Raw genomic sequence first — 24,715 nt, 5'->3', positions numbered from 1 at the left:
CGCTCGAGGAACGAAGCGTACGATCGTCACAGACCTGAAGGAGAGTTGCATGGCCGCATCGCCCACCGACGAGTACCGGATCGCGCGGGATCAGCTGCTCGCGCTTCGCGCCGATCGTGCACGCGCGACCGCCGAGTTCCGTTTCCCCGACGTGGGGCAGAGATGGAACTGGGCGATCGACTGGTTCGACGCGTTCGCGCGGGGAAATGAGCGCCCGGGGCTGGTGATCGTCGAAGCCGACGGCTCGGAGGCGTCGTACAGCTTCGACGCGCTCGCGGTTCGCTCTGACCAGGTGGCCGCGTTCCTGCGCTCGCACGGGATCGGCCGCGGCGACTCGGTGCTGCTGATGCTCAACAACCAGGTGGAACTGTGGGTGGCGATGCTCGCGGTGATCAAGCTCGGAGCGGTGCTGATGCCCACCGCGACGGCGGCGGGACCGGCGGATCTTGCCGACCGGATCGAGCGTGGCGAGGCGTGCGCGGTGATCTGCAACGACGCGGACGCCGGAAAGTTCGACGCCATCGCGGGAGACGCCGTTCGGATCTGCACCAGCGCACGCGAGGGCTGGGTCTCGTTCTCGGAGGCGTTCGCAACTCCGGCTGGGCCGACCGAGCACCCGGGCACGGCACCGGATGATCGCCTGCTGCTGTACTTCACCTCCGGCACCACGTCGCGTCCGAAGCTGGTCGAGCACACCCAGGTGTCGTACCCGGTGGGCATGATGTCGACGATGTACTGGCTGGGGCTGCAACCCGGCGATGTGCACCTGAACGTGTCGTCACCCGGCTGGGGCAAGCACGCGTGGTCGAGCTTCTTCGCGCCGTGGATCGCCGAGGCCACCGTGCTGGTCTACAACTACGCCCGGTTCGATGCGGCGGCGTTCCTGGCGCAGCTGCGCGAGCGACACGTGACCACCCTCTGCGCGCCGCCGACGGTGTGGCGCATGCTGATCAAGGCCGATCTCGGTGCGCGACCCGCGTCGCTGCGGGAGCTGGTCGGTGCCGGCGAGCCGTTGAATCCCGAGGTCATCGCGCAGGTGAAGAACGCGTGGGGACTCGAGATCCGCGACGGCTATGGCATGACCGAGACCACCGCGCAGCTCGGCAACCCGCCGGGAACGCCGGTGCGTGCGGGGTCCATGGGGATGCCGCTGCCGGGTGTTCCCTCCGTGCTGGTGGATCCCGACACCGGACTCGTGGTGGACGGAGTCGGGGAAGGGGAGATCTGCCTCGACCTCTCCCAGCACCCCCTCGCGCTGATGACCGGATACGTGGGAGACGCGGAGCGCACATCACAGTCGTTCGCCGGCGGCTTCTTCCACAGCGGCGACATCGCCGCCCGTGACGCCGACGGATACGTCACCTATGTGGGCCGTACCGATGATGTCTTCAAGGCTTCGGACTACAAGATCTCGCCGTTCGAGGTGGAATCGGTGCTGTTGGAGTGCCCGATCGTCGCGGAGTCCGCGGTGGTTCCTGCTCCCGATGCCGAGCGCCAGGCGGTTCCCAAGGCGTACGTGACGCTGGTGGCCGGAGCGGCATCGGATGCGGCCACCGCCGAGCAGGTGCTGCGCTACGCGCGCGAGCACCTGGCACCGTGGACGCGCGTGCGTCGAGTGGAATTCGTCGAGGAGCTTCCCAAGACCATCTCCGGCAAGATCCGACGCGCCGAGCTGCGAGCCCGCGAGCGCGAGCGCGCCGCCGCGGGGGAGCGCGGTCCCGAGTTCCGCGACGCAGACTTCCCCGGGCTTCGTCCGTAGGCCACAGCGCACCGGGCTCCTCTTCCGTTCGAAGAGGAGCCCGGTGCGCGAAAGATCACCGCGTCAGGGGGCCGGAGGCCGACCCTCGCCGAGCGCATGGAGCAGAACCGTCAGGCGACTGATATCCGCGATGTCCCAGTCCTCGAGTGATCGCACGAGGTGGTTGTCGCCGGAGTCCATGGCGGCACGGATGCGGCGTTGTCCCTCCTCGGATGCCGACAGTAGGCTGGCGCGGCCGTCCTTCGGGTCAGGCGTGCGCTCGAGGAGTCCCAGCTCCGACAGCTCGCGCGTGATGCGGCTGATCTGTGCCTTGTCCATCATCAGCGTCTCGCCGACGGCGGAGGCCGTGATGGGCCCCCGCCGCGCGATGATGGAGAAGACCTTGTACGTGCCGGGGAGCATCCCCGGTGAGACGCGGTTCGCGTATTCGATGTACAGGTGCCGCATGCGGGCGATCAGTCCGCTGAACTCCGACTCCAGGGCGCGCATCGCCGCGGTGCGCACGTCGGCCGCTGCGGGCCGGTCCATCTCGCTGGTCACGCTCTCCATCATCGTGGTTGCCTAGTCGCGGGGCGAATCCGACCGCGACGAGCGGGGGTCCCCGCCGTCGTGGGCCACCGTCGACGTGGCACCGGTGACAACCGGGATGGGTCCGGTGGTGGCCATGCCGGTGGTGACGGCCACCATGCCCGCCTCGTCCTCGGCCAGACGTTCGGTGGTGGTCTGGCGCGTGAGCGAGATGTTCGGGAGGAAGATGATCGCCACCACGGCGATCGCGGCCAGCGGGATGCCGATGATGAAGGAGTGCGAGATGGCCTGTGCGTACAGGTCCTCCAACACGCCGCGGAACGGGTTGGGCAGCTCATGCACCACCGGCAGCTTGCCGCTCGTCATGATGTCGCTGATCTTCTGCGCGGTGTTGGTGCCCTCGTTCTTCGCGACCGTCGTGATGGCATCGGCGAGGCGCTGTTTGTTGTCGGTGAACAGGGTGGTCACGCTCGACGCGACGATGGCACCCATCACGGACACACCCACGGTGCCGCCGAGCGAGCGGAAGAACGCGACACCCGAGGACGCCGCACCCATCTCCTGCGGGCGGGCGGTGTTCTGCACCACGAGCACGAGGTTCTGCATCGCCATGCCGACGCCCGCGCCGGTGAGGAACATGTAGACCGACAGCAGCCAGTAGTTGGTGTCGTAGCGGATGGTCGCCAGCATCGTGATGCCCACCAGCAGCATGATCGAGCCGAGCACCACCCAGCGCTTCCACTTGCCGGTTCGGGTGATGATCTGACCGATCAGCATCGAGCTCACCAGCACGCCGGCCATCATCGGAATGCTCATCAGACCCGCCTCGGTGGGCGTGGCACCGCGCGACATCTGCATGTACTGGCTGAGGTAGACCGAGGTGCCGAACATGGCCACACCGATGGAGATCGACGCGATCACCGAGAGCGTGAAGGTGCGGTTCTTGAACAGCGACAGCGGGATGAGCGGCTCCTTGACGAGCAGCTCGGTCACCACGAAGGCGATCGCGGCGGCACCGGCGATGGAGGTCATCCAGGCCGTCTCGGCACTGGCCCACTCGAACTGCGTGCCCGCTTCGGTGACCCAGATCAGCAGCAGCGACACGGACGCCGCCAGGAACACGATGCCGAGGTAGTCGATGCTCACCTTGCGCTTGGGTTGCTTCGGCAGGTGCAGCGTGGTCTGCAGCAGGATGAGCGCGAGAACGGCGAACGGGACCGCGATGAAGAAGTTCCAGCGCCAGTTGGCGACGTCGGTGATGAAGCCACCCAGCAGCGGGCCGCCGACCGTGGCGACGGCCATCACGGCGCCGAACAGACCCATGTAGCGACCGCGCTCGCGCGGGCTGATGATGTCGGCCATGATGACCTGGCTGAGCGCGGCAAGACCACCTGCGCCCACGCCCTGCACGAAGCGGGACGCGATCAGCATCTCGGGGTTCTGCGCGAAGCCGGCCGTTGCAGAGGAAGCCACGAAGATCACGAGGGCGATCTGGATCAGCAGCTTGCGGTTGGTGAGGTCGGCGAGCTTGCCCCAGATCGGGGTGAAGATCGCGGTGGTGAGCATCGTGGAGGTGATCACCCAGGTGTAGTCGGTCTGGTCGCCGTCGAGGTCGGAGACGATGACGGGCATCGACGAGGAGACGACGGTGCTGGCGAGCATGGACACGAACATGCCGAGGAGCAGGCCGGAGAGGGCCTCGAGAACCTGGCGGTGTGTCATCTTCGCCGGAGCGGCGGGAGGTGCGGTGATGGCTGACATTGCGGCTTTCGTGTAATTCGCTCAAGTAGTTGAGAAGAGTCAACGATAAGGGAAATGGTTGACGAACGCCAACTATTCCCGCCGGGTCGCCGCGGTTCAGATGAAACGCCCAGCTACGCCCGTCCTCATGCGCGAGAAACCCAAGCAAGTCCGAGAAACCCCGCAACGCGGGGTTTCTCGGCCTTGCTTGGGTGTTTCGGGTCAGTCGGCGAGGGCGAGGGCGCGGAAGATGTCGCGCTCGCGCGGGGTCTGCCTCGGGCCGGCCGCCGTGGGGCGCGGGGGCAACAGAGTGGTGTCGGGGTGGGTGCGACGATGCAGCTCGTCGATCAGTCCGGTGGCCAGGCGCACGAGCTTCGCGATCTCGCGGTCGTCGCGATCGATCCACACGGCTCGCGGCTCGTCGTGCAGCGGCACGAAGTCCTCGTGCTCCTCCCAGCAGAACAGCGTGCGTTCCGCGCCCAGCACGTGCTGCTGCCACCACACCTGACGAAGGTAGTTGCGCGGGATTGAGTTCCACGACTTGTTCGTCGTCTTGATCTCCGCCAGCACGACGGCGCCGGATTCATCCAGTCCGATCCCGTCCGGCGTGGCGAGGTGGCGCTTCTCCACCTCGGCGCAGAAGAGCGCGCTGGAGGGAGAGATGCCGTGTGTCGCCGCGACCCAGGCCGCGATCTCCGGCTCGCGCCGCCGACCGTGGTCGGTGTACGCGTTGCCGCCGAAGCGTGATCCGCCGCCGAGCTTCGCATCCGCGGCGCGTGCGATCGACCGCTCGGTGGTGAGGGTGGCGACGTCCGTGGCGGTGATGCCGCGGGATCGTGCGCGGAGCCAGCCGACGCGGTCGCGGGAGTCCGCGATGATGCGCGCCTGAAGTTCCGGAGTCACCACTCGAGGCTACGCCCCGCCACCGACTCTGCCGGACACCGATCCCGGCGCGTCAGGACCCGCGCTGTGTTTCCGGTTCAGGATTCGGCGGCTGAACGAGGCGAATGAACGACGACAGCTGTGCGGCCATGTCGACGCCGTCGTCCAGGAGCCACTGGATCTGCAGCCCGTCCATCGCCGCGAGCAACAGGCTGGCGATATCTGCCGCGGGAATGTCGTCACGGACCGTTCCCGCCGCTTGTGCTTCGGTGAGCCGGCGAGCGAAACCCGCGCGATTGCGCTCATAGCGCTCGCGGAAGTACGCGCGGCGGTCAGTGTCGTCAGGGTCGCCAGCGGCAAGCGCCGCCGTGATGCTGAACAGCGCCACCAGCCCCGGCACCGTGGTGTTGTGCGTGACGAGGTCGAGCGTTGTGGCGAAGTCATCTCCGGGAACGGCGGGGAAGGTGCGGCGGTTGACGGCATCGCGGTGCCGCACGATCTCCAGCATGAGAGCCTCACGCGAGCCGAAATGGTGCAGCAGGCCCGCTTTCGAGCGGCCTACTTCGTCGGCGATGAGCTGCAGCGTGGTGGCGTCGAAGCCCCGCTCGGCCAGGATCCGCAGCGCCGCGTCGAGCACATCGAGGCGGAACTGCTCCGTCTTCGCATACGGTCCGCGCGCTGCGCCCGACCCGATTCCCTGCGCGATGCCGGCACCGATCGCGCGCGCCGCACCCGCGCTGACCCCGCGCGCCGCACCCGCGCTGACCCCGTGCGCGATGCCGGCACCGATCCCGCGCGCCGCACCCGCGCTGACCCCGTGCGCTGTGTCTGCGGCGACCCCTCGCGCGGCACCTGCCCCGATCTCTCGTCCAGCACCCGCGCCGATCCCTCGCGCTGCGTCTGCGGCGACTCCGTGTGCTGATCGTGCGTCGGGAGAGCCGTCGGGGTCTGCGCCGCGTGTCGGTCGGGAAGTCATGTCGGAAACTCTACCGCTGGTCGAGTTTTGAGGCTACGATGTTGACAAAACCCAACCACAGGTCGAATTCAACGACTGCTTCTCGAAGACGAGGAAGGCTCCCCATGTCCACACCGGAACTCTCGGTCCAGCTCTACACGGTGCGCGACGCGCTCACTGAGGACACCCCCGGAACGCTGGCGCGGTTGGCCGAGTTTGGATTCCGCAACGTGGAGGCGTTCGGTTTCGTCGGTCGTGCTGCGGAGCTTCGTGCGGCGTTCGATACCGCTGGCCTCGTCTCCCCGAGCGCGCACGCCGGCTTCCTCACGGATGAGGTCCGTTACGGCGACACCGTGATCGTCAACCCGCCGTTCGAGCAGGTGCTCGACGACGCCGAGACGCTGGGGGCGACCACCCTGATCGACCCGATGGTCTCGCCGGATCGTTGGAAGAGCATCGAGGCGATCCGCGCGACCGCCGATCGCCTCAACAGCTATGTCGACGCTGCCGAGGCGCGCGGCATCCGCCTCGGTTACCACAACCACTCCCAGGAGTTCATCGCCTCCTTCGACGGCGTCAGCGCTCTGGAGGCCTTCACCGCGCTGTTGGATCCGCGCATCGTGCTCGAGGTGGACGTCTACTGGGCGGCCATCGGCGGACAGGATGTTCCCGCGCTGCTGGGTCGTCTCGGCGACCGTGTGCGCCTTCTGCACATGAAGGACGGCATCCTCGGTGAGGACCCGTTCCGCGCCGCCGACCCGACGTCGGTCACTCTGCAGCAGCGCATCGCGGGCACGGGCGAGGTCCCGCTGCGCGAGGTGCTCGCGGCCGCGCCCGCTGCCGAGTTCGCGGTGGTGGAGTTCGACACCTATGACGGCGATCTGTTCGGCGCGATCGACGCCAGCGCCGCCTTCCTGCGCGAGGAGGGCGTGCGATGAGCGCACCCTTCGGCATCGGCTTCATCGGAGCCGGCATGATCAGCGACCAGTACCTGACCAACCTCACGAAGTTCCCGGACATCCGCGTCGTCATCATCGGCGACCTCGACACCGAGCGCGCCGCCGCACAGGCGGAGAAGTACGGCGTCACGGAGAGCGGTGACCCCGATGCGGTGCTCGCCCACCCGGAGGTCGACCTCGTCCTGAACCTCACGATTCCGCAGGCGCACGTTCCGGTCAGTCTCGCCGCGATCGCCGCGGGCAAACACGTCTGGAGTGAGAAGCCGATCGGCGTGAGTCGTGAGGAAGCGAAGGCGATGCTCGCCGCCGCGGATGCTGCGGGCGTGCGCGTGGGAGTCGCGCCCGACACCGTGCTCGGCCCCGGCCTGCAGACCGCGCGGCGTGCCATCGCCCGCGGCGACATCGGGGTGCCGCTGGCCGCGCAGACCGCGATGCAGTACATCGGGCCGGACATCTTCCACCCGAACCCCGACTTCCTGTTCGCGCGCGGAGCGGGTCCGCTCATCGACATGGGTCCGTACTATGCCACGGCGCTGGTCCACCTCTTCGGCCCGGTCGACGCGGTCGCCGCCGTGGGTCTGCGGGGCCGCGAGAGCCGCACGGTCCAGGTCGGTCCGCGCACCGGTGAGGAGTTCCCCGTGGAGGTGCCTACGCTGGTGCAGGCCATCGCGCGCTTCGAGTCGGGACAGCAGTCGCAGAGCGTGTTCAGCTTCGATTCGCCCCTCGCCCGCACGGGCGTGGTGGAGATCACGGGTACCGAGGGCACCCTCATCATCCCCGACCCGAACACGTTCGGCGGTGATGTGCAGATCACACGCGCTCCCTCGATCGACCGCATGGGTGACGGGCCGCAGTACGAGACCCTCGCTCCGGTGGGGATCGAATCCGGGCGTGGGCTCGGTGTGCTGGACATGGCTCGCGCCATTCGCGGCGGCACCGCTCACATCGCCACCGGAGAGATCGGCTACCACGTGTTCGACACCCTCACCGCGATCGAGGAGTCGGTCGCGTCGGGCGAATTCGTCACCGTCGAGAGCACGGTGGGGGAGATCCCGTTCGTGCCGGAAGACCGCGATCCGTTCGCGGCGACGCTCTAGGGACATGTCGATGAACGACGTGCCACTCACCGCGCTCCGCGCCGGATTCCTGGGCGGCGGCTTCATGGCCGCGGTCCACTCCCGTGCTGCCCGTGCGGCCCGCGCGCGGCTGGTGGCTCTCGCCAGCTCCACGCCGGAGCGCGGCGCGGCGGCTGCGGCCGAGCTGGGCGTGGAGCGCGGAGCTGTCGACGTGACGGAGGTCGCCGAGCTGAGCGACATCGTCCACGTCTGCACGCCGAACCGCGACCACGCCGCACAGACCATCGCACTGCTCGCCGCGGGGCGCCATGTGATCTGCGAGAAGCCCCTGGCCACCACGGTGTCTGACGCGCTCGCGGTGGTGGACGCGGCGGACGCCGCCGGTGTGGCCGGTGCGGTGCCGTTCGTCTACCGCTACCACCCGCAGGTGCGGCACGCACGTGAACTGGTGCGTTCCGGTGCCGTCGGCACGGTGCTGAGCGTCGACGGCGCGTACCTGCAGGACTGGCTGCTGCGTGAGACCGACTCCAACTGGCGGGTGGATTCCGCAGCGGGCGGGGCTTCCCGGGCGTTCGCGGATATCGGGTCGCACCTGTGCGACCTGCTGGAGTTCGTCACGGGCCACCGCATTCGAGCAGTGTCCGCGCGGACGCGCACCGTGTTCCCCGAACGCGGGGGAGTGCCCGTGACGACCGAGGATCTCGTCGCCGTGGTCGCCGAATTGGACAACGGCGCACTCGCGACGCTCCTCGTGTCGCAGATGGCGCCGGGGCGCAAGAACGGGCTGACGCTCGAGGTGCACGGCACGGCCCAGTCTGTGCGGTTCGCACAGGAGCGGTCCGAGGAGCTGTGGATCGGCGCGCTCAGCGGTTCGCAGCTCGTGCTCCGGGATCCGGAGAATCCCGGCGACGACGGTCTGTCGCTGGTTCCCTCAGGTCACCCGATGGGCTACCAGGATGCGTTCAACGCCTTCGTCGCCGATGCCTACGCCGCCGTGCGCGGTGCGGCCTCCGACGCGCTTCCCACCTTCCGTGACGGGCTGCGTGCGGCCCGGGTCACTGCCGCGGTCCTGGAATCCGCGCTCACCCGAGCCTGGGTGAGCATCCCCGATGTTGATGAGAAGGAGACACAGCATGGCTGAGCGTCCCGTAACACTGTTCACCGGTCAGTGGGCCGATCTGCCCTTCGAAGAAGTGGCCCGGCTTGCCGCATCCTGGGGATACGACGGTCTGGAGATCGCCGCCTCCGGTGACCACCTCGACCTCAAGCGCGCCGACGAAGACGACGACTACGTCGCCAGTCGCAAGGAGATCCTCGATCGCCACGGACTGCGTGTGTTCGCGATCTCCAACCACCTCGCCGGGCAGGCGGTGTGCGATGCGCCGATCGACTTCCGCCACCAGGCGATCCTTCGCGACTACGTGTGGGGCGACGGTGACGCCGAAGGCGTCCGCCAGCGTGCCGCGGAAGACATGAAGCGCTCGGCCCGGGTGGCGCGCAAGCTCGGCGTCGACACCGTGGTGGGCTTCACCGGATCCTCCATCTGGCCGTATGTGGCGATGTTCCCGCCCGTGGGGCAGGACGTGATCGACGCCGGGTTCGAGGACTTCGCGAAGCGGTGGAACCCGATCCTGGACGTGTTCGATGCCGAGGGCGTGCGCTTCGCGCACGAGGTGCACCCGAGTGAGATCGCATACGACTACTGGAGCAGCGTGCGCGCCCTGGAGGCGATCGATCGCCGTGCCGCCTTCGGGTTCAACTGGGACCCGAGCCACATGATGTGGCAGAACATCGACCCGGTCGGCTTCATCTGGGACTTCCAGGACCGCATCTACCACGTGGACTGCAAGGACACGCGTCTGCGGCCGCAGAACGGTCGCGCCGGGGTGCTCGGCTCGCACCTGGCCTGGGCTGACCCGCGTCGCGGATGGGACTTCGTGTCCACCGGTCACGGCGACGTGCCGTGGGAGGACTCGTTCCGCGCTCTCGACGCGATCGGCTACGACGGTCCCATCTCCATCGAGTGGGAGGATGCCGGCATGGACCGCCTGCACGGTGCCGCCGAAGCGGTCGGCTTCGTCCGCTCGCTGCTGTGGCCGCAGCCGACGGCATCGTTCGACGCCGCGTTCAGCAACCAGTGAGGTGAACGATACGAAGGGCCCGCGTCATCTGCGCGGGCCCCTCGTATCTGTCGGGCCGGCCTCGATTTGGCGGGTGTGTCGTGCGCTGTTAGGCTGGTGGAAGCCATAGACCGCTGGTCGTCCTTTCGAGGATCGAAGCACTGCGAAAGCAGGGGCCCGCGCAGGTGTCATTGAGATTCTCCCTTCTGGGATCACGCTCCGTGCGCTTGCGCCGGAGCGTTTTTGTTTGCACTGCGAGCGGTCGAGGCGGACACCACGCACCCGCGTGATGTCACAAGCACATCAAGGAGTGACCATGGCGCAGAAGGATGCATCGGTCGCCGAGCTCACGAAGAACTTCGAGAACTCGAACGCCGTCCTGCTGACCGAGTACCGCGGTCTGACGGTTGCCCAGCTCAAGCAGCTGCGCAACAGCATCCGTCAGGACGCGCAGTACGCCGTGGTGAAGAACACGCTGACCAAGATCGCTGCCAACAACGCAGGGATCACCGCTCTGGACGACGACCTCAAGGGTCCGTCGGCTGTGGCATTCGTGCACGGCGACTTCGTCGCCACCGCGAAGGCTCTGCGTGACTTCGCCAAGGCCAACCCGCTTCTCGTGATCAAGGGTGGCGTCTTCGAGGGCAACACCCTCAGCGCTGCCGAGGTCGAGAAGTACGCGTCGCTGGAGAGCCGTGAGGTTCTGCTGGCGAAGGCAGCGGGAATGATGAAGGCGACGATGGGCAAGGCTGCCGCCACCATCGACGCTCTTCGCGAGAAGCTCGAGGGCGCTCAGGCCGCGTAAGCGGTTCGCGCTCTCTTTCACAAACCACAAACACTCAGTAGGAGATACATCATGGCGAAGCTCACCACCGAAGAGCTGCTCGAGCAGTTCGAGGGCCTCACGCTCATCGAGCTCAGCGAGTTCGTGAAGGCGTTCGAGGAGAAGTTCGACGTCACCGCTGCCGCTCCGGTCGCCGTTGCCGGTGCCGCTGGTGCGGGCGCTGCCGCTGTCGAGGAAGAGGAGAAGGACTCCTTCGACGTCATCCTCGAGGCTGCTGGCGACAAGAAGATCCAGGTCATCAAGGTCGTCCGCGAGCTCACCTCGCTCGGCCTGGGTGAGGCCAAGGCTGTCGTCGACGGCGCTCCGAAGGCTGTCCTTGAGGGCGCCAACAAGGAGGCCGCTGAGAAGGCCAAGGCTGCCCTCGAAGAGGCTGGCGCGACGGTTTCCGTCAAGTAATTTCTTGAACGCTCGCCGGCTCGCCGGCACACCGTTCCACGAAGGCCCCCGGTTCACTCCGGGGGCCTTCGGCGTTCCTGCCCCGTCGCGGGACCCGCCGCGCGTGAGCCCGCGAGTCAGTGGTCGGCGGGGGCGGCGGTGGAGTTGCGGATCACGAAGCGGGTGGGAGCCCAGATGCGCCGCGGGGGAGCGTCCGGGCTGTCGATGTGCTCCTCCAGCAGCTCGACGGCCAGCGCCGCCTGCTCGCGTGGGTTCTGGCGGAGGGTGGTGAGGGCGAACATCTCGGCGTTCTCGTGATCGTCGATGCCCACGACACTCAGCTGCGCGGGCACGGAGATCCCCATGCGTCGCGCCGCGATGATCGAGCCGATGGCGACCTCGTCGGCGACGGCAACGATCGCTGTGGGGCGGGTGCGCGCGTCGCTCAGGAGGTCGACGGCGGCGTCGTAGCCGGCGGGCATGGACACCCCGCACGGCACCAGTCTGATGGAGCTCTCCAGGTCTGCTGCCCGCATTGCTGCCGCATAGCCGGTGACCCGGTGCGCGTCGCCGAAGCTGAGCCAGGTCTTGTTGTCCTCGCCGCCGAGGAAGACGATGTCCGTGTGGCCGAGCGCCAGGAGGTGGTCTGTCGCGATTCGAGCCGATGCGACGTCGTCGATGGAGACAGCGCTGTTTCCGATGTCGTAGCTGCCGATCGAGACGAAGGGCTTCCCCAGCTCCGCGATGCGCTCCAGCTCCTGTTGATCGGGCTCGATGCCCACCGTGATCAACCCGTCGAATCGGCTGCGACCGAGATAGGTCTCGAACACGTGGGAGCGTTCCAGGCTTCCGGGCTGCGCGGAGTAGAGGGCGAGGTCGAAGCCGCGCTCCATGAGCGCGCGCTGGATGCCTTCCAGCACCTCACCGAAGAACCAGTGGTTCGCGTGTGGGACGATCACGCCGATCGTCTGCGTGCGGCCGGTGGCGAGGCTGACGGCATTGGTCGACGGAACATAACCGAGGGCGTTTGCGGCCTGCTGCACGCGCTCCTGGGTGGCGGGGGAGACGTAGCCACGGCCGCTCAGTGCACGACTGGCAGTGGATTTCGACACGCCCGCGCGGCGCGCCACTTCGGCGATTCCACTCATGGCACGCCCTCCGTGTTCTGTGCTCGCAGGCCCCGACCGCGGTCCCGTGTCGGTCAACTGTAATCCATACCAGCACTGATGTGGAACCGGTTGTGGAGTCCGGACCCAGTGGCATGAGGGTTGAATTGCATTTGGGAGCGCTCCCGCGGACCGTATCGGGGGGTTATCGAGTTGTGACTTCCCAAATGTTGTGATTCACGCCGCAACGGACTACGTTCGCCTGGAAGCGGTTCCTGATTGAACCCGAGCGCGAGGAAGGGCTCCCCGCGCGATCCAAAGGAGGAACGAATGGGCATGTCTCAGCGACGTCGGGTGCTTGCACCCCTGGCCTTCGCAGGCATCCTCGGTCTCGCACTTGCGGGCTGCGCCGAGAGCGACGGCGGCACCGGAGGAGGCTCCGGCAGCGGAGACGGCGGCACGACCAAGACCGTCCGCATCTCGGGCGGTATCACCGGCTCCGAGGCGGATGACCTCAACGCATCGTTCGAGCAGTTCACCAAAGACACCGGCATCACGGTCGAGTACACCGGTGACAAGAGCTTCGAGGGAAACATCGTCACCAAGGTGACCGGTGGCGACGCACCCGACATCGCCATCGTCCCGCAGCCCGGTCTGCTGAAGACCCTCGTCGACACCGGCAAGGTCGAGGCGGCACCGGATGCCGTCTCGAAGGCCGTCGATGAGAACTGGTCGAAGGACTGGAAGAGCTACGGCACGTTCGACGACACGTTCTACGCGGCACCGATGCTCGCCAACCTGAAGGGCTACGTCTGGTACTCGCCGGCGAAGTTCAAGGAGTGGGGTGTCGAGGTTCCGAAGACGTGGGACGAGATGATGACGCTCACCAAGACCATCCAGGAGAAGACCAGCGCGGCACCGTGGTGCGCCGGTTTCGCCTCGGGCGACGCCTCCGGCTGGCCCGGAACCGACTGGATCGAGGACCTCGTGCTTCGCCAGGCCGGCCCCGATGTCTACGACAAGTGGGTCTCCGGTGACGTGAAGTTCACCGACCCCGACATCGAGAAGGCTTTCGACGCAGTGGGCTCCATCCTGAAGGACCCGAACTACGTCAACGCCGGCTTCGGTGATGTGAAGAGCATCAACTCCACCGCATTCGCCGATGTGGCCGCGAAGGTCGCCGACGGCTCCTGCGCGCTGACGCACCAGGCTTCGTTCCTGTCGGCCAACTTCCTCGACGTGAAGAACGCCGCTGGTGAGACGCCGAAGGTCGCCCCCGACGGCGACGTCTACGCGTTCATCCTGCCGGGTGTGACCGAGGGTGCCCTCCAGGTCGAGGGTGGCGGCGAGTTCGTCGCCGGCTTCTCCACCGACGAGTCGACCCAGAAGGTGCTGGAGTTCATGGCTTCGCCCGAGTTCGCTGACGCCCGCGTCAAGCTCGGCGGTGTGATCTCCGCGAACAAGAACGCCGACCCGACGCTGGCTTCCAGCGAGTTCCTGCAGGACGCCATGAAGACGCTCCAGGATGACAGCACGGTCTTCCGTTTCGACGCGTCCGACCTGATGCCGGCCACCGTGGGCTCCGGCTCGTTCTGGAAGGGCATGGTCGACTGGATCGATGGCAAGGACACCAAGTCGGTGCTCAGCGACATCCAGGCCGGTTACGAGAACTAATCTGATCGCAACCCGCTGATCGAATGCGGGGCCGGGTCCTGGGGGCCCGGCCCCGCATCTCTCAGCACCGACCGAGTGCGCCGAAGCACTCAGAAGGGGTCTCCATGTCCCAGCAGACCGCCGTCAGTCCGCCGACGACGACGCACGGGACCGACGCGAAGGGGCGCGCGCTCACCCGCACCCTCGTCGTCATCGGTTTCGCCATCATCGTCGCGCTTTTCCTGGTGCTGATCTTCAGCACGCCGGTGGAGGATCCCCAGCGGATCTCCATCGGGTTCTCGCTCAACCAGCTCTTCCTCTGGATGGGTGGACTTCACCCGCTCGTGCAGATTCCGATCGTCCTGGTGATCTTCGCCGTGGTCGTCGGCATCGTGCTCGTGCTGATCGAGTTCGCACCCCGACCGGGGCGGGGCTATCTGATCATGCGACTCGTCGCCTGCCTTGCGATTCCGGTGCTCGGCTTCATGCTGCTGCGCCCCTACTCCAACGCGGTGCTCTACGTCGTCGCCATCGCGCTGCTCGCCGGAGCACTGCTCTTCTTCGCCGACTTCCGTTCCCGTCAGGGAGCCGGATACCTGTTCCAGCTGATCCTGTTCATGACGCCGGCGGCTCTGATGTTGCTGCTCGGCCTTATCTACCCGGCCGTCTCGACGTTCTTCAAGTCGTTCTTCGACAAGAAGGGCGACGTGTTCGTGGGCCTGGCGAACTACGAGTGGGTCTTCACAAACTCGGCCGGATGGGTCTCGGTGGTCAACACCCTGATCTGGGCCATTCTGGCACCCACGATCTCGGTGGCCATCGGACTGGCCTACGCCGTCTTCATCGACCGTGCCCGCGGCGAGAAGGTGCTCAAAGTGCTGGTGTTCATGCCCGTCGCGATCTCGTTCGTGGGCGCCGGCATCATCTGGAAGTTCATGTACGACTACCGTCAGGGCGACCAGCTGGGCCTGCTCAACGCGATCGTCACGATGTTCGGCGGAGATCCGGTGAACTGGCTGGCGGTCAAGCCGCTGATCAACACCCTGATGCTGCTGATCGTGTTCATCTGGACGCAGACCGGATTCGCGATGGTCATCCTCTCGGCAGCCATCAAGGCTGTTCCGACGGAGCAGCTGGAGGCCGCGCAACTGGACGGCACCAATGCATGGCAGCGCTTCACCAACGTGACCGTTCCGGGCATCCGCTCGTCGCTGATCGTCGTGCTCACCACGGTGACGATCGCCTCGCTGAAGGTGTACGACATCGTGGCCGTGATGACCGGTGGTCGTGATGACACCACCGTGCTCGGCTTCGAGATGGTCAACCAGCAGCAGCGCTTCCAGAGCTACGGACACTCCTCGGCACTGGCTGTGGTGCTGTTCCTGTTCGTGCTGCCGCTCATCATCTACAACGCCCGATCGATGCGCAAGCAGAGGGAGATCCGCTGATGAGTGCCACGCAAGCCGTCATCACGGCAGACAACCGGACCAAGCGTCAGGTCGCCCGCGACACGCGTCGCAACGAGGCGGTCGCCCAGAAGAAGCTGACGTCCAAGGGCGCCACCATCGCGGCGGTCATCATCGCGATCTTCTGGACGATCCCGACGTTCGGCCTGTTCGTCACGTCGTTCCGTCCGGGTGCAGACACCCAGTCCACCGGTTGGTGGACCGTGTTCACCAACCCGGGTTTCACGCTGGAGAACTACGTCGAAGCGTTGACCGCGGGTGGAACCTCCACCACGCTGGCATCGGCGTTCGTCAACTCGCTGGCGATCACGATTCCGGCGACGGTGTTCCCGATCGTCATCGCGGCGCTGGCGGCGTATGCGTTCGCCTGGATCGACTTCAAGGGCCGCAACCTGCTGTTCGTGTTCGTGTTCGCACTGCAGATCGTGCCGCTGCAGATGGCCCTCGTGCCGCTGCTGAGCCTGTTCTCCGAGGGACTCACGCTCAACGGCGTGCAGATCTTCCCGGGCTTCGGTCTCAACGACGTGAGCTACTCCTTCGCCCGCGTGTGGATCGCGCACGCGATCTTCGCGCTGCCGCTGGCGACGTTCATGCTGCACAACTTCATCTCGGAGATTCCGGGTGAGGTCGTGGAGGCGGCGCGTGTCGACGGCGCCGGTCACGGTCAGGTGTTCTTCCGGATCATCCTGCCGCTGGCTATGCCGGCGATCGCCTCGTTCGGCATCTTCCAGTTCCTCTGGGTCTGGAACGATCTGCTGGTCGCGACGATCTTCGCGTCGCCGGGTGCCCTGCCGATCACGCAGGCGCTGAACTCGCTATCGGGAACCTGGGGCAACAGGTGGTTCCTGCAGTCCGCGGGTACATTCATCTCGATCATCGTCCCGCTGATCGTGTTCTTCGCCCTGCAGCGCTTCTTCGTCCGCGGCCTCCTGGCCGGTGCGACCAAGGGCTGAACGCGTTCAACGACAATGCCCGCCGGCTCCTCGGAGCCGGCGGGCATTGTCGTCTGCTCCCCGGTGGTGCCAGCCAGGCGGGTCGCTCAGGAGGTCGTCGTGATCAGGGCAGTGCGACGACTGAGACCTGTCGGATTCAGTCGTTGACGATCAGCGTCTCCGCGATCGGGCGACGCTCGCGCGGGGCGTTCTCGCGCTGCTGCAGCTCCTCCGATGCGGTGCGGATGTCGCCGAGCTCGCCGACGGCCATGACCGAGATCGGGGTGAAGTCGGCGCTCAGCTCGAACGCGGTGGAGATCGCGTCGCGGTCGAAGCCGCCCATCTGGTGCGTGGAGAGGCCGTTGGCGTGCGCCTGCACCGTGAAGTGCGCGGCGGCCTGGCCGGTGTCGTAGAGGGCCCAGGTCATGGGCTTGTCGTCGCGGGTCGTCTCGGCAACGAACACGACGAGAAGCGCGGCATCGCCGGCCCAGGCGCTGTTGAAGCCGGCGAGAGTGCCGAGCACCTTCGCGTGAGCCTCGGATCCGCGGCGGGCCACGATCACGCGCCACGGCTGCGTGTTGGCGGCAGTCGGCGCCCAACGGGCGGCCTCGAGCGCGCTGGCGAGAGCTTCCTCGTCGATCGTGGACGAGGGATCGAAGATACGGGTGCTCCAACGCTCGGCGAGGATGTCGAGGATCGGGGCATCGGTGACTGCGGTGCGGCCGGGGGTGGGTGTGCTCATGGGGATGAGGCCTTTCGGATCAATGGTTCTGACACCGGACCCCATCGTCCGTCTGGAGACTCCAACGATCCATGTGCGTGAATATTCCCCGAATGTCCGCCCCCGCTCGTTCGGTCGTGCGGGAAGCGCGCGAGACGATGCGTCTGCTGCGCGAGCGAGGGAGTGCGCCAGGTGCTGGCCTCGGCAGACCCGGCCGAGTCACTCCGCGTGCATCAGCGCGTGCGCGGCCGCGACCAGCTCCTCGAGGGAGCCCGCGGCGAAGGGGGAGGGCATGCCGTAGTAGCGGTGTGCGTCGTCCACCTCGTAGCCTCCCTCGGGGTAGGCGGCCCGGTCGGGGAAGTAGCCCGGCACACCGTCCGCATATCCCAGCACGAACACCGGATCGGACGTGCTCGATCGAAGGCGGTCCGCCGCGACGAGAAACGGTTCTCCGGGGAGGGCCACGATGCGCACCGGCCCGATCCGCGTGCAGCTCACGCGGCCGTGCCAGCGATGGGGCGGGTCGGCAGGGACGGAGTCGGCCCACGCGATCCAGATGTCGAGCAGCGCGCGCAGATCCGGAGTCGCCGACTGTCGCTCACGCAGCCAGCGCTCGCGCTGCAAGGCGATGAGGTCGCGGTCGACCGGGGTCAGGGCGGGCGTCACCGGGACGGCCGAGAATCGGGCGGCGTCGACGTCGATCTCGCGCTCCTTCGCGTCGAGAAGAGCCCGCGCGATCCGCTCCCCGCGGGCCGCGGCCGTGGCGAAGTCCCGGCCCGTGGCGGCCTCGGCGCGGAACGATGCCGTCGCAGCGTGTCCGTCGTTGACGTCGCCGGCAGCGCCGGTCAGGAAGACGCACAGCGCCCCCTCCAGCGCAGACTCCACCTCGTCTCGCAGCGCCGCGACATAGTCGGCACTGACACGTGTGTTCGCGGCACCGAGCACAACGGGGTGACAGGGGTAGGTGACCAGGGCTGCGACCGCTGCCTCATCGACCACGTCGCGGAAGATGAGACCCTGCACCGGGGGATCGATGACGGTGTCGAGGTGTCGTCGATCACGCGCGACCCCGACCCCCACCGCTTCACGCACACCGACGTGACAGGCGCGAGCGGTGGTGAGCGAACGCGAGCCCGTCTCGACTGCTGCGCGCTCAACGGCGACACGAACGGCAGCGTCATCCACGCCGACGCGTCCGCGTCCGATGCAGGGACCGGCGTGCGTGTGGGTGGCGGCGATCACCGCTTCGGCGGCACCCGCCGCGATGAGCTGATCGCGGATCAGCCGACAGGAGTCCTCGTGCAGGGCGCAGCAGTCGACCGCGATGAACACGATCTCACCAACGGCAAGGGCGCGAACGGTCAGCGGATCGTGGGTTCCAGTAGCTCCGCTCGTGCGTGCGGCATACCCGCTCAGGGCTGTGCCAGCGGGAACGGGGATGTCCGTTCGCGCTGCCCCGACCATCACGTTCATGAGCAACCTCCCGGGATGAGCGATGCGGATCTGCACCGCGCTGACGTCACGACTCCGACCGTACGCCTCCGCGCGCGCCACCGTACGCATCCGCGCGCCGCCGTGCCTGCCCGCCTCACGCCCAGAGCCCAGGGGGAGTAGAGTTGATGGGTCGACCTCGAATCGATTCGAGCTGTTTGACCGATCGCCACGCCCACCCCCCTGCTGGAAGCTCCCGTGACCTCTCACACCGACCCCGCCTCCGCGTCCCCGGAATCCGCGCGCTCCGAATCCGAGCTTCGGGAGGGGGAGACCCGCACTCCGACCGGGTCGATTCGCACGCTGACCGGGTCGATCCGTCTGCCGTCGTCGCCCACCGCGGCCATTCGGACGCTGGGGTCGAACCCGGCGACGGCGCCGATCATGCTCCACCCCGGCGATGCCATTCCCGCTCGTCGTCGCGCGCTCTACGTGCTGTTGCTGGGGGCGCTGACCGCGCTCGGTCCATTCACCGTCGATCTGTACCTCCCCGCATTCGTGCAGCTGGAGCACGAGTTCGATGCCACGGCCGCGGCGATTCAGCTCACCCTCACCGGCACGATGCTCGGTTTCGGTCTCGGGCAGCTGATCGTCGGACCGCTGAGTGACAAGGTCGGCCGGCGCGTTCCGCTGCTCGTGGTGACGGCGCTGCACGTTGCCGCGTCGATCTGTGCCGTGATCGCGCCGACCCTGCTGCTGCTGGGCGTGACCCGCGTGGTGATGGGGATGGGCGCTGCCGCGGGTGGTGTCGTGGCGATGGCGATCGTGCGCGACCTGTTCGGTGGCAGGCGCCTCGTGATCATGCTCTCGCGGCTCGCGCTGGTTTCCGGTGTGGCACCGGTGGTCGCGCCGCTGATCGGCTCCGCGCTGCTCACGGTGATGCCGTGGCGCGGGATCTTCGTCTTCCTCGCCGCCTACGGCGTGCTGATGTTCGTGTGCTCCATCTTCTTCCTGCCCGAGACGCTGCCGAAGGAGCGACGGCAGGGCAAGGGATCCAGCACCATCTGGCAGCGGTATGCGAGCGTCTTCAGCGACCGCGTCTTCATCGGCGTGCTGATCATCGGTGCGATGACCTTCAGCGGGCTGTTCTCCTACCTGTCCGCCTCGAGCTTCCTCTTCCAGCAGACCTACGGCTTCGAGCCGCTGCAGTACGGCATGCTCTTCGCCGCCAACTCCGTCGGTCTCGTGATCGGAAACCAGATCGCCTCGCGGCTGGCCGCACGCATCGGTCCGCAGTGGGTGCTCGCCGGCTCCACCCTGGCGATGCTGCTGGGCGGATTCGGCATCGTGGTGTGCGACATGCTGAACCTCGGCATGTGGGGCACGATCATCCCGCTGTTCTTCTTCATGTCCGCGTGCGGTTTCACCTTCCCGTGCGTGCAGGTGCTCGCGCTCGATCGTCATGGCAAGGCCGCCGGTACGGCGGCGAGCGTGCTGGGAATGTCGAACAACGTCATCGCCGCGCTGGTGTCCCCGCTCGTGGGGCTCATCTCGGCCGACGCCGGCATCACCCCGACCACCATGGCGGCGGTGATGGTGGGCTGTGCGGTGATCGGGATTCTCGCGCTGTGGTTCATCGTGCGCCCCCGCACGGTCGCGATGCTGACGCCCTAACACCGGGCTTCCCGCTGATTCCCTCGTCTCCCGCCCTGTGCTGAAAGGATGAGAGCATGACTGTTCGCACCATCCGCCCTTACCGCGACTCCGACCGCTCCGCGATGTCGGACATCTGTGTGAAGACCGGAGACTCCGGGGCCAACGCGGAGGGTCTGTATCGTCGCGACTCCCTCCTCGGCGACATCTACGCTGTGCCCTACGTGGTGCGCCATCCCGATCTCGCGTTCGTCATTGACGACGGCGACGGACGGGCGATCGGCTACGTGATCGCCACCGACGACACCGAGTCGTTCAACCGGTGGTTCCACGACGAGTGGTGGCCGTCGGTACGCGACACGTACGCGGGCGACAAGGTCGCCGAACGCGACGCGGTGATGCTGGCGGGAGCAGAGCGCGTCGGCACGGAGCCGATCGAGTATGCGGCGGAGTACCCGGCGCATCTGCACATCGACATTCTTCCCGAGGGGCAGGGCGGCGGTCTCGGTCGCGGCCTCATCGAGGCGATGGAGACGGAGCTGCGACGACGTGGCGTTCGCGGCCTGCACTTCGTCGCGTCGTCACGCAACGAGAACGCGCTCGGCTTCTACGACCGGCTCGGCTTCACCCGTCTGCCGTCGGCACCGGGAGCGCAGGCGTTCGGTCGCCGCTTCGACTGAGTCGGACACCGCGGAATTGAACCGGACTGAACAGAACCGGACGAGCCCGGCGAGGAGACTGAGCGGGACGTACGAGTGTGCGCTGTACAGGACGCATCCAGTCCCTGCTGAATCATCCCGACGGACCGGGGTCCGGCACGTCGTCTCAGGCTCTGTCCCGCATCACGGTCTTGCATCACGGTCTTGCATCACGGTCTTGCATCACGGTTCTGCATCACGGTCCTGCATCACGCCGAAATCAGCCGACCGTCCTCCAGCCGAAGCGTGCGGTCGATGAGCTCCGCGGGCACGTCGACGTGTGAGATGAGGACGACGGCCCGATTGCTCTCGCCGGCGGTCGCGCCGAGAAGGTCGCGCAGCAGCGCGTCGGACATGGCCGGATCCACTCCTGCGGTGGGCTCGTCGAGGACGAGGACATCCACATCGTGGAGCAGAGCGCGGGCCAACGCGAGTCGCTGAGCCTGACCGCCCGAGACGAGCGCGCCGCGTTCGCCGACGCGGGCGTCGAGTCCGCCGCGCTGCCGTAGCCAGTCACCGAGACCCACACGCTCCACTGCCGCTTCCAGTTCGGCATCGGAAGCGTCGGGACGCGCGAACAACAGGTTCTGGCGGATGTCCTCGTCGAACAGGTGCGGTTGCTGCTCGCTCATTCCGACGGTGCGACGGATCATCGAGCCGGCGACATCGTGCACATCCACGCCGTCGACCGTGTAGCTGCCGCGCGACTCCAGGAACCGCACGAGAACGTGGGCCAGCGTCGACTTGCCCGCCCCGCTCGGGCCCGTCACCAGGATGCGCTCACCGGGAGCGACATCGAGGTCCACTCCGCGCAGCACATCTCGACCGGTGCGGTCGGGCCACCCGGCTCGGACGTCGCGCAGACGCACACCGATGCCGATTCGGATGCGATCTTCGGATTCGTCCGGCAGATCCGGTGCCAGTTCCGGGGGCAGGTCGGCGGGGAGCAGGGAGGCGATTCGTCCGGCGGCGGAGTGCACGCGTCGCCAGGAGGACGCAGCCAGCGGCACCGTCGCGAAGGTCTCGAACACGACCATCGGGACGAGGGCCACCACCGCCAGCCACGCACCGGACGCGGGGTCGGTGATTGTCGGCGCGGTGACGGCCACAGCGGCGAGCGAGGCGATTCCGGCCAGCGCGGACAGCACGGCCGAAGACGCCCCCTGCGCGCTCGTGGTGCGGGTGACCAGACGCCGCAGCGACTGATCGGCGGACAGCACCTGCGCGCGGGCGCGCTCCTCGGCGCCGAACGCGACCAACACGTCGAAGCTGCCGATGTAGTCGGTGAGCGCGCTGGTCAGTCGCGCGCGGGCCGGGGCGATCTCGCGCTCAGCGCGGGAGCCCACCAGCCATCCCCATCCGACGGCCGCGACGGCAGCCGTGATCAGACAGACGGCCAAGGCGAGACCGGCGGCGGGGCGGATGATGCAGATCGCGACGACCGATCCGATCGCCGTGAGCGAGCCGATCACGACTGGCTGCACCACGCGAAGCGGCAGGTTCTGCAGCTCTTCGACGTCATCGACGAGGCTCGACAGCACGGACCCTCGGTCCGTGCGCGAGACTCCATCGGGCGCGAGCGGGACGAGTCGACGCATCAGATCCGACCGTGTTGTCGCCAGCTGCCGCAGCGCGGCATCGTGTCCCGTGAGACGTTCCAGGTAACGGAACGCCGCGCGCGAGACGGCGAAGAACCGCACGCCGACGATGGCCACGTTGAGGGTCACGAGAGTGTCTGTCACCGAGGCGCTGACGATCAGCCACCCGCTGCATGCGAGCAGGGCGACGGCTGCCGCCGCTGATGCCAGCCCCCAGAGCACTCCGGGCAGGAAGCGACGCAGCGGGGGCTGGGCAATGCGCAGCACGTCACGGGTCGTGGTCATCACAGCACCTCCGCTTTCGCCGTCGGGTTCGGGCCCGCAGAGGTGGAGTTCGTCCGGCGGAGGGTGCCCATCATCGCTGCGCCTCCGCATCCACGGATTCCCGGTCCACGCTGGTGGGCGCCGACAGCCCGATCGTCTGATCCGCGATGGCCTCCGCGGAGGTGCGGTGCGAGACGAGGAGGATCGTCGCACCGGCATCCGCCACGGTGCGCAGCTGGTGCCAGAGGCGGGCTTCGGTGTCGGCGTCGAGTGCGGACGAGGGTTCGTCCAGGGCGACAACGCGCGCGTGCCCGCGGCGGTAGCGGTACAGCGCTCGTGCCACGGCGACGCGCTGCGCCTGGCCGCCGGAGAGTCCCGCGCCCTGCACGCCCAGGGTGAGATCCGGGTCGAGATCGTCGGCGCAGGCAACCCGCAACGCCCAAGCCACGATGGAATTGTCTTGGTTGTCTTGGTTGTCTTGGTTGTCTTGGTTGTCTTGGTTGTCTTGGTTGTCTTGGTTGTCGTGGTTGTCGTGGTTGTCGTGGTTGTCTCGGTGATCGCCGAGCGCGATGTTCTCCGCGATCGTCCCGGCGATCAGTCCCGGACGCTGTCCTGCCCACGCGAGCCAGGTCGTGGGGTCGAGCTCTCGCGCATCCGTGCCGTCGACGCTGATGCTGCCCTCGTACTCCGCGGCAGCGCGCAGCGCGGCCAGCAGACTCGATTTGCCGGTGCCGGACGGTCCGTGCAGGAGCGTCAGCGAGCCCGGCGTCGCCGTGAAAGACACGGGAGGCAGGAGCACATCGCGGTTCACGCGAACCTGCCGGAGCTCGAGGTGTGCGCCCGCTGTTCCGGCGGGATCGACGCGAGCTTTGGTTGCGGTTGCGGTTGCGGTTGCTGTTGCTGCGGTTGCTGCTGCGGCTGGTGCGGAAGTGGCGGTTGCTGCTGCTGCGGGTCCTGCGGTTGATGCCGGTGCCGGCGCAGCCTGAGCCGCGTCGAGCACCGCGAACACATCGTTGGCGGCCGCGACTCCCTCGGTCGCTGCATGGAACTGCACACCCACCTGCCGCAGCGGCAGGAACGTATCCGGAGCGAGCAGCAGGACGAAAAGCCCCACGGCGAGTGTGATCTCGCCGCCGAGCAGGCGCAGGCCGATCGAGACCGCGATGATGGCGACGGAGATCGACGCGATGAACTCCAGCATGAAGCCGCTGAGGAACGTGATCCGCAGCACCTTCATCGTCTCGCGCCGGTAGCCGTCGGAGATCGCCCCCATCGATGCGACCGCCTTGCGTTCGCGCCCGAACAGCCGAAGCGTTCCCAGACCCTCGACGGTGTCGGCGAAGCGTGCGGCGAGGTGCTGCAGGGTGTCCCACTGCTTGCGCTGCACGGCCTGGGTCGCCCAGCCGATGAGGGTCATGAAGATCGGGATGAGCGGGAGGCACAGCGTGGCGGTCAGCCCGCTCACCCAGTCCTGCCACCAGATCACGGCCAGCAGGATCGGTGTGACGATGGCTGTGGCGATGAGCTGGGGCAGGAATCGTCCCACGTACACGTCGAGCGCTTCGAGGCCGTGCCCCGCGGTGACGGTGAGACGCGTGGTGTTCTGTCGCGCCAGCCAGGCGGGACCGAGCCGGCGGATCGCCGAGAGCATCGCGGTGCGCAGCTCGGAGCCGATGCGCGAACTCGCGCCCGCTGCCGTTCGTTCGGATGCCCAGACCAGCAGGGCGCGCAGGAGCACCACGGCCCCGAGCATCCCGAGATCCTGCCAGAGAGAGGGGGTCACGCCATGATCGACCACGCCCGTGATCGCCGACGTCAGGAACCAGGCGAAGCCCAGGGTGCAGAGTGCCTGGGCGAAGGAGATCGCGCCGGCGAGCGCGAGGAACCCGCGACTGCTGCGGGCATAGCGCAGCAGTCGCGGGTCCACGGGTCCCCGGCGGGGTGTGTCCGTCATC

21 protein-coding genes are annotated in these 24,715 nt (G+C 67.5%); 12 read left to right on the top strand and 9 right to left on the bottom strand.

Features of this window, described 5'->3' with window-relative positions:
* Nucleotides 1-49 precede the first annotated feature (49 nt).
* Nucleotides 50-1,759, top strand: a complete 1,710-nt coding sequence (locus ACI3KU_RS02055) for an AMP-binding protein (RefSeq protein ID WP_404920618.1) — start codon at nucleotides 50-52, stop codon at nucleotides 1,757-1,759.
* 63 nt (nucleotides 1,760-1,822) lie between these two features.
* On the opposite strand, the gene ACI3KU_RS02050 is transcribed toward ACI3KU_RS02055, so the two are convergent.
* The 4 genes from ACI3KU_RS02050 to ACI3KU_RS02035 all read right to left on the bottom strand — a co-directional run bounded on the left by ACI3KU_RS02050 (nucleotide 1,823) and on the right by ACI3KU_RS02035 (nucleotide 5,885).
* A complete protein-coding gene (locus ACI3KU_RS02050; RefSeq protein ID WP_404920617.1) occupies nucleotides 1,823-2,311 on the bottom strand; it encodes a MarR family winged helix-turn-helix transcriptional regulator in 489 nt (162 codons plus the stop codon).
* 9 nt (nucleotides 2,312-2,320) lie between these two features.
* A complete protein-coding gene (locus tag ACI3KU_RS02045; RefSeq protein WP_404920616.1) occupies nucleotides 2,321-4,048 on the bottom strand; it encodes an MDR family MFS transporter in 1,728 nt (575 codons plus the stop codon).
* A 201-nt stretch (nucleotides 4,049-4,249) separates the two neighbouring features.
* Nucleotides 4,250-4,930 (bottom strand): YqaJ viral recombinase family protein, encoded by a 681-nt coding sequence (locus ACI3KU_RS02040; protein WP_404920615.1) that lies wholly within the window; start codon nucleotides 4,928-4,930, stop codon nucleotides 4,250-4,252.
* Between the two features lie 52 nt (nucleotides 4,931-4,982).
* Nucleotides 4,983-5,885, bottom strand: coding sequence for a TetR/AcrR family transcriptional regulator (locus ACI3KU_RS02035; RefSeq protein ID WP_404920614.1), 903 nt, complete (start codon nucleotides 5,883-5,885; stop codon nucleotides 4,983-4,985).
* A 104-nt stretch (nucleotides 5,886-5,989) separates the two neighbouring features.
* On the opposite strand from ACI3KU_RS02035, the gene ACI3KU_RS02030 reads away from it, so the two are divergent.
* The 6 genes from ACI3KU_RS02030 to rplL all read left to right on the top strand — a co-directional run bounded on the left by ACI3KU_RS02030 (nucleotide 5,990) and on the right by rplL (nucleotide 11,259).
* Nucleotides 5,990-6,802: a sugar phosphate isomerase/epimerase family protein gene (locus ACI3KU_RS02030; protein WP_404920613.1), complete on the top strand. Its 813-nt coding sequence runs from the start codon at nucleotides 5,990-5,992 to the stop codon at nucleotides 6,800-6,802.
* Nucleotides 6,799-7,920 carry a Gfo/Idh/MocA family protein gene (locus ACI3KU_RS02025; RefSeq protein ID WP_404920612.1) on the top strand — a complete coding sequence of 374 codons (1,122 nt, stop codon included), beginning with the start codon at nucleotides 6,799-6,801 and terminating at the stop codon, nucleotides 7,918-7,920. Before ACI3KU_RS02030 ends, ACI3KU_RS02025 begins: the two co-directional genes overlap by 4 nt.
* A 4-nt stretch (nucleotides 7,921-7,924) precedes the next feature.
* A complete protein-coding gene (locus ACI3KU_RS02020; protein ID WP_404920611.1) occupies nucleotides 7,925-9,040 on the top strand; it encodes a Gfo/Idh/MocA family protein in 1,116 nt (371 codons plus the stop codon).
* Complete coding sequence (locus ACI3KU_RS02015) at nucleotides 9,033-10,040, top strand: sugar phosphate isomerase/epimerase family protein (RefSeq protein ID WP_404920610.1); 1,008 nt, start codon at nucleotides 9,033-9,035, stop codon at nucleotides 10,038-10,040. The genes ACI3KU_RS02020 and ACI3KU_RS02015 overlap by 8 nt, the downstream gene beginning before the upstream one ends.
* 295 nt (nucleotides 10,041-10,335) lie before the next feature.
* Nucleotides 10,336-10,824, top strand: a complete 489-nt coding sequence (rplJ, locus tag ACI3KU_RS02010; RefSeq protein ID WP_231091777.1) for a 50S ribosomal protein L10 — start codon at nucleotides 10,336-10,338, stop codon at nucleotides 10,822-10,824.
* Between the two features lie 51 nt (nucleotides 10,825-10,875).
* Complete coding sequence (gene rplL, locus ACI3KU_RS02005) at nucleotides 10,876-11,259, top strand: 50S ribosomal protein L7/L12 (RefSeq protein ID WP_404920609.1); 384 nt, start codon at nucleotides 10,876-10,878, stop codon at nucleotides 11,257-11,259.
* Between the two features lie 116 nt (nucleotides 11,260-11,375).
* Here the strand turns inward: rplL and ACI3KU_RS02000 are convergent, their stop codons facing one another.
* Nucleotides 11,376-12,386, bottom strand: a complete 1,011-nt coding sequence (locus tag ACI3KU_RS02000) for a LacI family DNA-binding transcriptional regulator (RefSeq protein WP_404920608.1) — start codon at nucleotides 12,384-12,386, stop codon at nucleotides 11,376-11,378.
* Nucleotides 12,387-12,674: 288 nt separating this feature from the next.
* Between ACI3KU_RS02000 and ACI3KU_RS01995 the strand changes: the two genes are divergently transcribed.
* The 3 genes from ACI3KU_RS01995 to ACI3KU_RS01985 all read left to right on the top strand — a co-directional run bounded on the left by ACI3KU_RS01995 (nucleotide 12,675) and on the right by ACI3KU_RS01985 (nucleotide 16,416).
* Nucleotides 12,675-14,018, top strand: a complete 1,344-nt coding sequence (locus ACI3KU_RS01995; protein ID WP_404920607.1) for an ABC transporter substrate-binding protein — start codon at nucleotides 12,675-12,677, stop codon at nucleotides 14,016-14,018.
* A 104-nt stretch (nucleotides 14,019-14,122) separates the two neighbouring features.
* On the top strand, nucleotides 14,123-15,445 hold the full coding sequence (locus ACI3KU_RS01990; protein ID WP_404920606.1) for a carbohydrate ABC transporter permease: 1,323 nt from the start codon (nucleotides 14,123-14,125) through the stop codon (nucleotides 15,443-15,445).
* Nucleotides 15,445-16,416 carry a carbohydrate ABC transporter permease gene (locus ACI3KU_RS01985; protein WP_404920605.1) on the top strand — a complete coding sequence of 324 codons (972 nt, stop codon included), beginning with the start codon at nucleotides 15,445-15,447 and terminating at the stop codon, nucleotides 16,414-16,416. The genes ACI3KU_RS01990 and ACI3KU_RS01985 overlap by 1 nt, the downstream gene beginning before the upstream one ends.
* A 136-nt stretch (nucleotides 16,417-16,552) precedes the next feature.
* Here the strand turns inward: ACI3KU_RS01985 and ACI3KU_RS01980 are convergent, their stop codons facing one another.
* Nucleotides 16,553-17,137, bottom strand: coding sequence for a nitroreductase family protein (locus ACI3KU_RS01980; protein WP_404920604.1), 585 nt, complete (start codon nucleotides 17,135-17,137; stop codon nucleotides 16,553-16,555).
* A 198-nt stretch (nucleotides 17,138-17,335) separates the two neighbouring features.
* Nucleotides 17,336-18,589, bottom strand: coding sequence for a hypothetical protein (locus tag ACI3KU_RS01975; RefSeq protein ID WP_404920603.1), 1,254 nt, complete (start codon nucleotides 18,587-18,589; stop codon nucleotides 17,336-17,338).
* 402 nt (nucleotides 18,590-18,991) lie between these two features.
* Here ACI3KU_RS01975 and ACI3KU_RS01970 point away from each other — a divergent pair, with 402 nt between their 5' ends.
* Together ACI3KU_RS01970 and ACI3KU_RS01965 are read left to right on the top strand one after the other, a co-directional pair.
* Complete coding sequence (locus ACI3KU_RS01970; RefSeq protein ID WP_404920648.1) at nucleotides 18,992-20,221, top strand: multidrug effflux MFS transporter; 1,230 nt, start codon at nucleotides 18,992-18,994, stop codon at nucleotides 20,219-20,221.
* Nucleotides 20,222-20,277: 56 nt separating this feature from the next.
* Entirely contained in the window at nucleotides 20,278-20,880 is a 603-nt protein-coding gene (locus ACI3KU_RS01965; RefSeq protein WP_404920602.1) for a GNAT family N-acetyltransferase, read from the top strand.
* 227 nt (nucleotides 20,881-21,107) lie between these two features.
* On the opposite strand, the gene cydC is transcribed toward ACI3KU_RS01965, so the two are convergent.
* The gene (gene cydC / locus ACI3KU_RS01960) at nucleotides 21,108-22,781 is read right to left on the bottom strand and encodes a thiol reductant ABC exporter subunit CydC (protein WP_404920601.1); all 1,674 of its coding nucleotides are present in this window, start codon (nucleotides 22,779-22,781) and stop codon (nucleotides 21,108-21,110) included.
* A 70-nt stretch (nucleotides 22,782-22,851) separates the two neighbouring features.
* The gene (cydD, locus tag ACI3KU_RS01955; RefSeq protein WP_404920600.1) at nucleotides 22,852-24,714 is read right to left on the bottom strand and encodes a thiol reductant ABC exporter subunit CydD; all 1,863 of its coding nucleotides are present in this window, start codon (nucleotides 24,712-24,714) and stop codon (nucleotides 22,852-22,854) included.
* Nucleotide 24,715 lies beyond the last annotated feature (1 nt).

This window comes from Microbacterium sp. ZW T5_56 (assembly GCF_044987425.1).
Lineage (GTDB): Bacteria > Actinomycetota > Actinomycetes > Actinomycetales > Microbacteriaceae > Microbacterium.
Note: the sequence above shows the minus strand (reverse complement) of the source record. Positions and strands in the feature narration are given on the sequence as shown.